Annotated in this window: 11 protein-coding genes; 9 read left to right on the top strand and 2 right to left on the bottom strand. The window is 55.9% G+C overall.

The window, feature by feature from the left end:
* Positions 1-9: 9 nt before the first annotated feature.
* The 9 genes from G7G_RS0113075 (at position 10) to G7G_RS0113035 (ending at position 10,426) form a co-directional block, all read left to right on the top strand.
* Positions 10-693, top strand: coding sequence for a nitroreductase (locus G7G_RS0113075; RefSeq protein ID WP_010441882.1), 684 nt, complete (start codon positions 10-12; stop codon positions 691-693).
* 22 nt (positions 694-715) lie between these two features.
* Positions 716-1,153: a D-aminoacyl-tRNA deacylase gene (dtd, locus tag G7G_RS0113070; protein ID WP_010441881.1), complete on the top strand. Its 438-nt coding sequence runs from the start codon at positions 716-718 to the stop codon at positions 1,151-1,153.
* The gene (locus G7G_RS0113065) at positions 1,153-2,256 is read left to right on the top strand and encodes a glycerate kinase type-2 family protein (RefSeq protein WP_010441880.1); all 1,104 of its coding nucleotides are present in this window, start codon (positions 1,153-1,155) and stop codon (positions 2,254-2,256) included. Before dtd ends, G7G_RS0113065 begins: the two co-directional genes overlap by 1 nt.
* A 44-nt stretch (positions 2,257-2,300) precedes the next feature.
* A complete protein-coding gene (locus G7G_RS0113060) occupies positions 2,301-4,295 on the top strand; it encodes a CocE/NonD family hydrolase (RefSeq protein WP_010441879.1) in 1,995 nt (664 codons plus the stop codon).
* Between the two features lie 124 nt (positions 4,296-4,419).
* A complete protein-coding gene (locus tag G7G_RS0113055; RefSeq protein ID WP_010441878.1) occupies positions 4,420-6,006 on the top strand; it encodes an ABC transporter substrate-binding protein in 1,587 nt (528 codons plus the stop codon).
* A 15-nt stretch (positions 6,007-6,021) separates the two neighbouring features.
* Positions 6,022-6,978: an ABC transporter permease gene (locus G7G_RS0113050; protein ID WP_010441877.1), complete on the top strand. Its 957-nt coding sequence runs from the start codon at positions 6,022-6,024 to the stop codon at positions 6,976-6,978.
* Positions 6,978-7,793: an ABC transporter permease gene (locus tag G7G_RS0113045; protein WP_029621990.1), complete on the top strand. Its 816-nt coding sequence runs from the start codon at positions 6,978-6,980 to the stop codon at positions 7,791-7,793. Before G7G_RS0113050 ends, G7G_RS0113045 begins: the two co-directional genes overlap by 1 nt.
* Positions 7,790-9,427 carry an ABC transporter ATP-binding protein gene (locus G7G_RS0113040; protein ID WP_010441875.1) on the top strand — a complete coding sequence of 546 codons (1,638 nt, stop codon included), beginning with the start codon at positions 7,790-7,792 and terminating at the stop codon, positions 9,425-9,427. Before G7G_RS0113045 ends, G7G_RS0113040 begins: the two co-directional genes overlap by 4 nt.
* Before the next feature lie 162 nt (positions 9,428-9,589).
* On the top strand, positions 9,590-10,426 hold the full coding sequence (locus tag G7G_RS0113035; protein ID WP_010441874.1) for an alkaline phosphatase family protein: 837 nt from the start codon (positions 9,590-9,592) through the stop codon (positions 10,424-10,426).
* A gap of 8 nt (positions 10,427-10,434) precedes the next feature.
* Here G7G_RS0113035 and G7G_RS0113030 read toward each other — a convergent pair whose 3' ends face one another.
* Both G7G_RS0113030 and G7G_RS0113025 read right to left on the bottom strand, forming a co-directional pair.
* Positions 10,435-11,358, bottom strand: a complete 924-nt coding sequence (locus tag G7G_RS0113030; RefSeq protein WP_010441873.1) for an alpha/beta hydrolase — start codon at positions 11,356-11,358, stop codon at positions 10,435-10,437.
* Positions 11,359-11,370: 12 nt separating this feature from the next.
* The gene (locus tag G7G_RS0113025) at positions 11,371-13,260 is read right to left on the bottom strand and encodes an acyl-CoA synthetase (protein WP_010441872.1); all 1,890 of its coding nucleotides are present in this window, start codon (positions 13,258-13,260) and stop codon (positions 11,371-11,373) included.
* Positions 13,261-13,289: the final 29 nt, after the last annotated feature.

Genomic DNA, 13,289 nt, shown 5'->3' with positions numbered 1-13,289 from the left:
GCGCGTTGGATGGGGGGAATTGACTTGCACCTTGACGCTCTGAACGCTCTTTTAACTCAGCGCCACTCGTGCCGTGCCTTTCGCTCAGACCCTGTTCCCCGTGAACAGATTGAACAGATCGTCACCAGCGCAACGCGTGTTCCAAGCTGGTGCAATGCGCAACCCTGGCAGCTTACAATCACCAGTGGCACTGAAACTGACCATTTTCGCGAAGCGCTGCAGCGCGAGACACAACAGGCCAGCCCAAACCCGGACCTGCCCTTTCCAACCAGGTATTCCGGTGTCTATCAGGATCGTCGGCGCGCATGCGGCTGGGCGTTATACAAAGCGGTCGGCGTCGAAAAGGGTGATCGCACCGCTTCGGCGCAGCAAATGATGAAAAACTACACTCTATTCGGAGCCCCACACTGCGCCATCCTATCCAGCCCCACCGAGCTGGGCCCATATGGTGCCATGGATTGCGGAGGGTTTGTGACAGCATTCGCTTTGGCGGCACAAGCCCTGGGTGTGGCCAGTATCCCTCAGGCGGCGGTTGCGGCTTATGGTCCGTTTCTTCACCGGTACTTCGATATTCCAGATGACCGGATTGTTTTATGTGCGATCTCATTCGGATATCCAGATAAAGACCATCCAGCCAACTCTTTCAGAACAGGACGTGCCGCTCTGGATGATATCGTTGATTGGCGTGAATAAACACCAAGAGTAGGAATTGCAGATGCGCGCGCTACTTCAAAGAATTTCCAGTGCCTCTGTCACAGTCGAAGGCACGGTGATTGGACAATCCGGTCCGGGGTTGATGATTTTGGTCTGTGCGATGCAAGGGGATGATGAGGCTCAGGCCGAACAACTGGCTAACAAGATCGCAAAGCTTCGCATCTTCAAAGACGATGCAGGAAAAATGAACCGTTCGATCTTGGATATCTGCGGCTCAGCATTGGTAATCAGCCAATTCACTTTGGCCGCTGACACGTCACGCGGTAACCGCCCGGGATTTTCCGGTGCGGCCCCGGCAGCAGAGGGCGAACGACTTTATGAAGCGTTTGTTCGCAACCTGTCCTCACTGGGCATACCAGTAGAAACGGGATCATTCGGGGCTGACATGGCTGTAGAACTGGTCAATGACGGGCCCGTGACAATTTGGATGGAAAGCTGATGCAGGCCTCTCAACAGATTCAGGATATTTGGAGCGCCGGTGTGGCGGCTGTCGATGGTTACACCGCGACGTTGGAAGCGATCCAAATGATGGAACGGCCAGACCAGATACTGGCCGTTGGCAAGGCGGCGGGTGCGATGGCCCGCGCTGCAGCGAACCAGTTCGGAGCGGTCCCCACGTTGGTCGTTACCAAAGATGGCCATAGCGATGGACTGCCAGCGCATGTTGATGTCATCGAATCCTCTCATCCCGTACCCGATGATCGCAGTCTGGCCGGGGGACGGGCATTGCGCGAAACCATAGAGAGCATGGAACATGATAGTAGTCTGTTGCTTCTGGTATCTGGCGGCGCGTCCTCTCTGGCCGAGGATTTAATGCCCGGGTTCTCCCTGGACGATCTTGAAGCCCTGAACCAAAGATTGCTTGGCGATGGATTGGATATCAGAGCGATGAATGCTGAGCGGCGCAAACTATCGCGCATTAAGGGCGGAGGACTGCTGTCCAGTTTTCCTGGGAAAAAAGTGACCGTTTTGGCGATCTCGGATGTCCCCGGAGACGACCTGGGCGTGATTGGATCCGGTATCGGAGCGTTGCCAGATGCGCCACGTTTTGCCGCCCAGACCTCAATAATCGCATCAAATGAGCACGCACGTAACGCGGCCGCCCAAACAGCCGAGCAAGCTGGCTTTGTCGTCCTCGCCAACGCGGAGGCGTTGCACGATGACTACCTATCAGTTGCGACCGCGATAGGAGAACGACTGCGCCACATGCCCAAAGGCGTGATGGTTTTTGGAGGAGAGCCAACCGTCGTTCTTCCGGACCAACCCGGGCGAGGTGGACGAAATCAGGCCCTAGCGCTGGCTTTGGCGCACGAAATTGAAGGGCAACGGGACATTACAGTGATCGTTGGTGGAACAGATGGCACGGATGGGCCAACGGACGCAGCCGGCGCTATCGTTACCGGCGAAACATGGTCAGACGAAGCGCAAGAATACCTCAACAACGCGGACAGCGGCAGCTTCCTGGCCAAAGCAGGTGCGTTGCTGGTTACGGGGCCTACAGGGACCAATGTGATGGACTTGGTGATTGCAATACGGAATTGATCTGACATCTTGGCCCGGTTGCTATCGGTCAGGAGTTCAGAGATATGGCACCGCCCTTCAACGCACTTCGCGAGATCGAAGAAATCCCTGATATGGGTATCACCATGCCGGATGGCTGCCGCCTTTCAGCCCGGATCTGGCGCCCGATCGATGCGGGCGAAGACCCGGTTCCCGCCATTGTGGAACATCTGCCATATCGCAAACGCGACGGTACCACTGCACGTGACGCCTTATCCCATCCTTGGTTTGCCAAACGTGGATATGCCTGCGTACGCGTGGATATGCGCGGCAATGGTGACAGCGAAGGGTTGATGGAGGATGAATACACTCAGCAGGAATTGGACGATGCCGTCGCAGTAATCCAATGGCTAGCCGATCAACCCTGGTGTAGCGGCACGGTCGGGATGATGGGTATCAGTTGGGGCGGGTTCAACTCATTGCAGGTTGCCGCGATGCAGCCTGAGCCTTTGAAGGCAATCATTACGCTTTGTTCGACCGCGGACCGGTATGCCGATGACATACATTACAAAGGCGGATGCCTGCTGAATGAAAATCTGGGCTGGGGCGCGACAATGTGGTCCTACTCCTCTCGCGCTCCAGACCCAGATCTGCGGTCAAACTGGCGTGAACTCTGGTTGGATCGGTTAGTGAATGAGCCTTTCCTGCCCTCCGTCTGGCTGCGCCACCAAACACGTGATGCCTATTGGCGCCATGGTTCCGTCTGCGAGAATTTTGATTCAATTCAAGCGGCCACTCTGGCGGTTGGAGGCTGGGGTGACGCTTATAAGAACACTGTGCCATTGCTGGTCGAACAGTTGAACGCGCCGGTCAAAGGTGTTGTTGGCCCATGGGTGCACAAATATCCTCATTTCGCAGTTCCTGAACCTCGCATCGGTTTTTTGCAGGAGGCCCTAAGGTGGTGGGACCATTGGCTAAAGGGAAAGGATACAGGTGTCGAAGATGATCCAGACTACCGCGCTTATGTGATGAACGGTGTGCGTCCGGCGCGCTGGTACAAAGAGCGCGCAGGGCGTTGGATTGCCGAGGATGAAGGCGCGACATCGCATCTGCCAACCATGACGATGCAACTGACCGATGCCGGCCTTGGGCACGAAGGGTCACTGAACACCTCAATCCGATCGCCACATACCTGCGGTCTTGAAAGCGGCGAGTTTTGTGCGATTTGGCTAGGTCCGGATATGCCGGGGGACCAGAGGGGGGACGACGCGCTTTCAGCCTGTTTCGACAGCGACCCATTGGCAGCCGACATCGAGATTGTGGGCGCACCCAAAATCCGGCTCCGACTGAGGGCTGACAAACCTCAGGCGCAGATTGCTGTTCGGCTGAATCATATACACCCGGACGGTGCTTCGACGCGGATCACATATGGGGTGCTAAATCTGACGCACCGGGACAGTCATGCAGATCCCACCCCCCTAATACCCGATCAGACCTACGATATAGAACTGGACCTGGATCACATCGCTTATCGAATACCGAAAGGGCACCGCTTACGCGTGGCGATCTCGAGCGCCTATTGGCCGTTAATCTGGCCTTCGCCGGAAACTGTCGAGCTTCAACTGACTGAAGGCGACATAATCATTCCAACGCGTCCGCCACATCAATCAAACGAATACAACTTCGCCCCTCCTGATGCAGAATCTGCAAATCCCGTCAGTGTTCTTCGAGAAACGCAAAATTCCCGGCGTGTAGAATTGGATATGACCACCGGCGAAACCCACCTGATCATCGAGGATGACTTTGGCAAACTCCGTGACGAAACGCATGGGCTGATCACCGGAAGCACAGCAACAGAAAAGTGGTCGATTCACCCCGACAACCCCCTATCGGCGCGGGGCTATTGTCGTTGGACACAAGAACAGCAGCGCGGTGAATCGTTCCTATTCACCGAAAGCGTTTGCGAGATGTGGTCCGATAATAAGAACTTTTTTGTTCGAGCAGAGATAAGCGCCTTCGAAAATAACGAATTGGTGTACTCAAAAACGCTCGAAGACACGGTGCCACGCAATGAAATGTAAGTTTTGAAGCTTCAGACGAAAGATTTTCACTTGCCCACCACCCTGCATTGCCCCTACTTTGACTCACGCGTCAATAAAAAGTCCAACAATGGACCGAACATCCAATCAACTGGGAGATCTCTGGATGAACGAACAACTCACTCACATGTCAAAGCAGGTCACGGCTGGTAAGCTGACCCGCCGTGAATTCATGGGTAAAGCAGCGGCACTGGGTGTCTCGGCCGCAATCGCAAGCAATATGTTTGCCGAGGCCGCACGTGCGGCTGGCCCAAAAAAGGGCGGCGATCTGAAATTCGGTTTGCAGGGCGGTGAATCGACCAACTCACTTGATCCGGCAACCTACGCAAGCTCAGTCCCGTTCCAGAACGGCAAGCAATTCGGTGACCAATTGGTCGAAGTGGCCCCCGACGGGACCATTGAACCGCGCCTGGCGGAAAGCGTCGAAGGAAGTGCAGACGCCAAAGTATGGACGTTCAAGCTGCGTCAAGGGGTTGAGTTCCACAACGGCAAGACCATGACCAGCGATGACGTGCTGAAAACTATGCAGCGCCACTCCAACGAAGATTCCAAATCAGGTGCATTGGGCATCATGAAAGGCATCGAGTCGATGAAGGCCGATGGAGACAATTTCCAAGTCACATTGACCGAGCCAAACGCCGACCTGCCGTATCTGATGGCCGACTATCACCTGATTATTCAGCCCGATGGGGGCATGGATAACCCGGCGGCAGGTATCGGCACAGGTCCGTATAAACTGGAAGTGGACGAACCCGGCGTCCGTCACCTGTTCACCAAGAACGAAAACCATTGGAACAGCGATTTCGGTAATTTTGACAGCGTCGAAGTTGTTGTGATCAACGATGCAACTGCGCGGACCGCTGCACTGCAGTCCGGACAGGTCCACGCCGTCAACCGCGTTGAACCCAAAGTTGCCGACCTGTTGGGCCGTGCACCAAACCTGACCGTGCATTCAACCGCCGGTCGCGGTCACTATGTCTTCATCATGCATTGCGACACGGCTCCGTTCGACAACAACGAATTGCGCACCGCGTTGAAATACGCAATCAACCGTGCGGAATTGGTAGACAAAGTCCTGCGTGGCTATGGCTCGATCGGGAATGACATGCCGATCAACGCAGCCTACCCATTGTTTGATGAAACCATCGAACAGCGCGAATTCAGCATTGAGAAAGCTGCAGAGCACTACAAAAAGTCCGGCCATGATGGTTCGCCGATCATATTGCGTGTAGCCGACGGTGCCTTCCCGGGTGCTGTGGACGCCGCTGCACTGTTCCAGCAGACCGCCGCACAGGCTGGAATTCCGCTTGAAATCAAGCGTGAACCCAACGATGGATACTGGTCCGAGGTTTGGAACGTTCAGCCGTTCTGTGCCTCGTACTGGGGCGGCCGTCCGGTTCAGGACCAGATGTATTCGACCGCGTACCTGTCGACCGCAGACTGGAACGACACTCGGTTTAAGGTTCAGGCGTTCGACGATATGCTGTTCGCGGCAAAGGCAGAGCTGGACGTTGAAAAACGCAAAAGCATCTACAGCCAAATGGGCCGGATGGTCCGCGACGAAGGCGGCCTGATCTGTCCGATGTTCAACGACTTTGTCGAGGGCATCAGCAACCAACTGGACGGATGGGAATCTGACCCGACGCAAGAGATGATGAACGGCAACATATCCCGCAAAATGTGGTTCGTCTAAAACGGGCTACGGATAATGCATCCTATCATCAAATTGGTTTCCCAGCGCCTGGCGCTGGGACTCCTATTGCTGCTCGGCGCTTCGGCCTTGATTTTTGGCCTGACCGAAGCCCTTCCCGGAGACGCCGCGCAAGCCGTCCTGGGGCAGTCCGCAACCCCAGAGGCCCTTGCTAACCTGCGCGAAGAGATGGGTTTGAACCGCCCTGCCCTGACCCGCTATTTCGAATGGCTGGGAGGCATTTTTCAGGGCGATCTTGGCCAATCCTTGACAAACAAGCTGGATATTTCTGAGAGCATTGGAAAACGCCTTGGAAATACACTGTTTCTGGCATGCGTCGCTGCCATCGTTTCCGTTCCACTTGCAATCTTTCTTGGACTTCTGGCCGTGCGTTATCGCAACCGCTGGCCGGATAAACTGATCTCTGCGATCACGCTCACAACGGTTTCGATACCGGAATTTCTGATCGGCTACGTGGTGATCTACTACATCTCAGTGAAACTGGGCTGGTTCTCCTCGCTAGCGATGGTCAACGATTCAATGTCGTTTGGGCAAAAGCTAAATGCCATTGCTTTGCCAGCCTTCGTACTGACGCTGGTGGTTCTGGCGCAGATGATGCGCATGACACGCGCTGCCATTCTTAATCTTATGCAATCCGCCTATATTGAAACGGCTGAACTAAAGGGTTTGAGCACCTTTCAGGTTATCGCCCGGCATGCCTTTCCCAACGCGATTTCACCTATCGTGAACGTTGTCATGCTGAACCTGGCCTATCTGGTCGTAGGTGTCGTCGTGGTCGAGGTTGTCTTCGTCTATCCCGGTATGGGGCAGTACCTCGTAGATGCCGTGACAAAGCGTGACGTGCCTGTTGTTCTGGCCTGCGGTGTGGTGTTTGCAGCCGTTTACATCGGGTTGAACATGGTCGCGGATATCGTGTCGATCCTTGCCAACCCAAGACTGAGGCATCCGAAATGATAAAGAACATTCCTCTTTCGGCACTGATTGGCCTTATGTTCACCGGCGCCTATTTCTTTGTCGCGATCGCCGCGCCCTTGATCGCGCCTTATGGAATGGCAGAAGTGGTCGGCGACGTTTGGGAGCCGAGTAGCTCCGAGCATCTGCTGGGCACGGACAATATCGGCCGCGATCTGCTAACCCGCATGATCTATGGCGGGCGCACAACAATCTTCATTGCCGCAGCTGCAACACTTCTCAGCTTTCTGACGGGAACGTCATTGGGCCTACTTGCTGCAGTTTTGGGCGGATGGGCCGATCAGGCGCTTAGCCGGACGGTCGATCTGATCATGTCGATCCCTACGCTGATCCTGGCGCTGGTTATTCTGGCAATCGTTCCGGTAACCGTTCCGATCCTGATCCTTGTGATGGGCCTGTTGGATGCGACCCGACCATATCGTCTGTCGCGATCTGTCGCCGTGGATATCAACGTGATGGACTACGTCGAAGCCGCCAAACTGCGCGGTGAAGGACGCAGGTGGATCATTTTCCGAGAAATCCTGCCGAACGCTCTGTCGCCTCTGGTGGCCGAGTTCGGTCTGCGGTTCATCTTTATGGTCCTGTTCATCTCGACGCTTTCGTTCCTAGGCCTTGGCGTCCAGCCGCCCTTGGCGGATTGGGGCGGCATCGTGAAAGAGAATAAGGACGGCATCGTCTACGGTATTGGTGCCGCGCTCTACCCTGCAGTGGCCATCGCCACGCTAGCGATCTCGGTCAACCTTGTTGCTGACTGGGTTCTGAACCGTACCACATCGCTGAAAGGAGGCCGAGGATGAGTGATACCCTTCTCAAGGTCCGCGACCTCAAGATCGGCGCGACCGTCTATCCGCCGGGCGAAAAGCCCCATGACATCGAAATCGTGCACGGGGTCAGCTTTGACCTCGCGCCCGGCAAGGTGTTGGGGTTGATCGGTGAATCCGGAGCTGGCAAATCGACCATCGGTCTGGCCTCGATGGCCTATGGCCGGGGCGGCGTTAAGATCACCGGTGGCGAGGTTTGGGTCAACGGCCGTGACATCATGAAGTCGGCGCTGGGTGATATCCGCAACCTGCGCGGCGGCGAGGTGTCTTATGTCTCGCAGTCAGCAGCCGCCTCGTTCAACCCCGCCAAAAAGATCATGGATCAGGTGGTCGAAGCTGCAGTCGAACATAAGAAATTCTCTCGTAAAGAGGCCGAAGCCCGCGCGCGCGAATTGTTCGCCAAGCTAGGCCTGCCCGATCCGGACAATATCGGTGATCGATACCCACACCAAGTTTCGGGCGGTCAGTTGCAACGCTGCATGACAGCGCTGGCGTTGTGCCCCGAACCGGATCTAGTTGTGTTTGACGAACCTACCACGGCCTTGGACGTGACCACTCAGATCGACGTCCTGATGGCCATCAAGGAGGCCATCGCCGATACAGGTGTCGCTGCGTTGTACATCACGCATGACCTTGCAGTTGTCGCACAAGTCAGCGACGACATCATGGTTCTGCGGATGGGCAATACGGTCGAGTATGGAAACACCGATCAGATCATCAACAATCCGCAAGAAGAGTATACTCAGGCGCTGGTTTCGGTTCGCTCGATTGAACACGAAGAAAAGCAGCCCACTGCGGATCCGGTGCTGAGCGTCGATGGTATTACCGCGCGCTACAAAGGCTTGAACTTCGACGTTCTTCACAACGTCAATGTTGAGCTTCATCCGGGGCAGACATTGGCTGTGGTGGGTGAATCCGGCTCAGGCAAGTCGACGCTGGCCCGTGTGATCACCGGGTTGCTGCCGCCGCGCGATGGCGAGATCACCTTTGCCGGTCGGAAACTTAGCCCCGACTTGAAGGGCCGTTCACTTGAAGATCTGCGCGAGTTGCAGATGATCTATCAGATGGCGGATGTCGCGATGAACCCGCGGCAAACAGTCGGTACGATCATCGGGCGACCGTTGGAGTTTTACTTCAACATGCGCGGTGCTGAGAAACGCAAGCGTATCATAGAACTTCTGGATGAGATCGAGCTGGGCGAGAAGTTCATCGATCGCTACCCAGCCGAACTGTCTGGCGGTCAGAAACAGCGGGTCTGCATCGCTCGTTCATTGGCGGCCAAGCCCAAAATGATCATCTGTGATGAGGTCACCTCGGCGCTCGATCCGCTTGTGGCAGATGGCATCCTCAAGTTGCTGCTCGACTTGCAGAAGATCGAGGATGTGGCCTATCTGTTCATCACCCACGATCTGGCGACGGTGCGCGCCATCAGTGACAGTATCGCGGTGATGTATCAGGGCCGCGTGGTCCGCTATGGACCCAAGTCGCAGGTGCTGAGCCCACCCTTCGATGACTATACCGATTTGCTGCTCAGCTCGGTGCCCGAAATGCATCTGGGTTGGCTGGAAGAGGTTGTCGCCCATCGCAAAATGGAAAGTGCGGGCAACTAATCCCGGACTTATCCCGAACATAGCATAATGTTTGGAAATCCCGGCGTTTGACTGAAAACAAACGTCGGGATTTTACATTTTAGGGCGCAAATGGGCAGCCCCGTGCAAGCGAATCCCCTAGGGTCGCGACAACCAATACTTCGAAAAGAATAGGGCCGGACAATGGACCGCAAACTGCTTTTGATCATTCTCGACGGTGTACCGTGGCGCAACTTTCGCAGACTGTTTGGCAATCTTGAAGGATGGGTCGACAGCGGCGATGCGCGAGTTTGGAAACTGCGCTCTGTCCTGCCCTCGACATCAGCCAGTTGCTACGCTTCGATCCATACCGGTGTCACACCGCAACAGCATGGCTGCACCGGTAATGGCAACGTGTTTCGGCTGTCCCACAAGGACGTCTTCAGTCAGGTACGAGAAGCGGGCGGTGTGACCGGCGCGGTCACGCATAGCTACTGGTCGCAATTCTTCAACCGTCACCCCTTCGACTACGTTCGTGATGTGGAATATGACGAGCCTGACAGCAAGACCATCAACCATGGCAGATTCCATTCGATGACTGGCTACGGCAAAGCCAACCAGATGACGCCATCCGATGTTGATCTGTTCGCCACGCTGACCAACCTGTGCCTTCGGTTTGGTCTGGATTACGGTATTCTGCACACCTGCACGCTGGACAGTATGGGGCACCGTTTCTACCACGACTGTGAGGAAATGGACCACGCCTGTTTCGTCATGGACGAAATGCTGGCACCTTTCATCCCGCGTTGGCGGCAGCTTGGCTACGATGTCATCGTAACCGCCGATCATGGCCAAGATGAACGCGGCCATCATGGCGGGCGCAGCCCGTTACAGCAGGAAACGGCTCTTTACTATTTTGGTGACGCCGAAGGGCCTGACACCGAGACCGTGATCGACCAGCTTCAGCTTGCGCCAACCATACTACAGCGCGTCGGTGCGCCTGTGGCAGATACTATGAAGGCCAAATCGTTCCTGACCTGAGGCACTTGTTAGTCGTAAGCCCAGATCCCCTGCCCCAGCGCCTCGATCGCCACCGAGATACGCTCAAAGCTGTCAGCGGCGCGCCTGACCGAAGTTCGGGCGCGCAGATACCCATGAACCAACCCCGGTTCATTAATGCAATGGGCCAACCCACCTGCCGCAGTTATATGCTTACAATAGGCCGGTCCGTCATCCCGCAGTGGATCGCAATCAGCCGTCACAACAACCGTCGGTGGGAGGCCAGAAAAATCATCATCCTGCAACGGAGCGAATGAGGGATCGTTATTCGGTGCAGGCCCACCGCAGCGTACAGTTTGGTAGAACCGGATGTCGTCCAGGGTCAAAAGCGGCGCATTTGCATGTTCGATATATGAACCCTTTGACATGTCACCGCCCAAACCGGGATAGATCAGAACCTGACCCAGCACGTTATCTAATCGCCCTCGGGCATAATGCGCAACGGTTGCAGCCAGATTACCGCCTGCACTGTCTCCCGCCAGAACGATTGGATCGCCATATTCCTGAACCACCCAGCTCACAGCAGCCCAACTGTCCTGAAACTGCGCCGGGTGCACATATTCAGGGCACAGGCGATAATCGACAGAGATTATCCGATAGCCAGTCTGAACACAGATTTCAGCACAGACATCATCATGACTGTCCAGTCCGCCCACGACGAACCCGCCGCCGTGAAAGTAAATCACATTTCGAGTGGGATCACCGGCAGTGTAAACGCGAACAGGCACGCCATCGGCGGACCTGTCCTGAACATCAACGCCCGAGGGTCGCGGTTGGCGAAAATCCTGACACATCGTGTCATAGACCCGGCGTTGGTCAGCAATGGACATTTCGACTGTATCATCGGGATAGCTCTCGGCGGTACGCCGGATGAAATCCCAGGTCTCTTCGTCGATTAGACGTTCATAGTCCATTGTCCCTCCAGATTATTCAGACCACTCCCACGGTCGGGTAAACGCACCCAGCACCTTGGCCACATCGTCCTCGGACGCGCCGTTCGCGTCAAGCTGCGCGACGAGCCCGCGTTTCTTGTCGTCGATGACAGAAACGACCCGTGCCGCGACGCCGGCGGCTTCCAGAGCACCATTATATATACGCGTGATCGCGTGCTTGCGCAGATCAGGCTTGAATACTTTGCCTACTGCGGTTTTCGGCAGTTCATCGAGAATGGTCAAATGCTTGGGCTGTGCAGCGCGTTCGTGGACGTGAACCTTGCAGAACTCCAGCAGCTCTTTGTCCGTGGTCGAGGCCCCGTCGACCAGCTCAACAAACGCACATGGCAGTTCGCCTGCGTGTGCATCCGGTTGACCGATCGCGCCCGCAAAGGCGACAGCTTCGTGCCCCAGAAGCGCCTCTTCAATTTCGGCGGGGTCGATATTGTGGCCGCCGCGGATGATCAGGTCTTTAGCCCGACCTGTGATCCAAAGATAACCATCCTCATCAAAGCGGCCCAGATCGCCCGTGCGCAGGTACTTGTCGAAATGGTAGAGATCTACGTTCTTATCGACCTCGGTGTAGGTGTTGCCCGCATAAACGCCAGGGTTCGAGATGCAGATTTCGCCGACCTGATCGACACCGCATTCGGTCGGACCATCTGGCCCGTCCTGCAGGATTTTCACATCTGTATATGGGAACGGAATACCGATCGAACCGATCTTTTTCTCTCCATCCACCGGGTTGCACGACACAAGGCAAGTGGCTTCGGTCAGGCCATAACCTTCGACGATGGTCACGCCTGTGGCCTCTTCGAACCTGCGGAAGAGTTCAACCGGTAGTGGAGCCGAGCCCGAGAACGCGGTTTTGACGGATGAGATATCCGCATCCACCGGGCGTTGCATCTTGGCAGAAATCGCGGTGGGCACCGTAATGATGAACGAGACTTTCCAGCGCTCGATCAGCTTCCAGAAATTGTCGAAGACACCGTCACCGCGATACCCCGCAGGTGTCGGGAATATGACATGGGCACCCGACGATACGGCTGCCATCACGATCACATGCACCGCAAAAACGTGGAACATCGGTAGCGGGCACATGATGACATCGTTTTCGTCAAACAGCAGAGTCTGCCCCAGCCAGCCGTTGTAGATCAGACCGGAATACTTGTGCTGCGCCACCTTCGGCATGCCTGTGGTGCCGCCGGTGTGGAAATAGCACGCGACGCGATCTTCCTTGCTGTCTTCGAAGGTCAGCGTTTTTGGCTGCTTGTTCAGCTCAGCAATGAAATTCTTATAGGTCGCGTGGGCCAGCTTTTCCTTGTCACCCATCTTGGGGCGCAGGAACGGTACCAGCCAGGATTTTGGCGGCGTCAGATAACGGTTCAAGTCGATCTCGAGAATCGTGTGAACGCCGGGTGCGTGGCGCACAGCCTCTTCAACCTTCTGGGCCACGTCCGTCTTGGGGAAGGATTTCAGAGTGACCACAACCTTCGCCTTGGTCTCGCGCAGGATCGCTGCAATCTGTTCGGGTTCGAGCAACGGGTTGATCGGATTCACAATCCCCGCCACCGCTCCGCCCATCATCGTGACCAGGGTCTCGTTACAGTTGGGCAGCACATATGCCACCACATCCTTTTCACCGATCCCAAGCGAGCGGAACAGATTCGCCGCCTGATTGACTTTGCCTAGCAGTTCCGACCAGGTCAGCGTCTCTGCTTTGTCGGTCGGGCCAGATAGCAACTGAAAGCTGATCGCCTTGTGGTTCGGGAACCTGCCCGCCGTCCGCGACAAAAGCTGGTGGAAGGTCACAGGCACATCCCGGTCCTCCCATGGCATCTCCTGTTCCATACGCGCCTTGTCTTCGATTCCCACAAAGGCCATGTGGCTCCTCCCCTGATCTCTCTCCCGTG

The organism is Ruegeria conchae (assembly GCF_000192475.1).
Lineage (GTDB): Bacteria > Pseudomonadota > Alphaproteobacteria > Rhodobacterales > Rhodobacteraceae > Ruegeria > Ruegeria conchae.
This window is presented reverse-complemented; position numbering and strand designations above follow the sequence as displayed.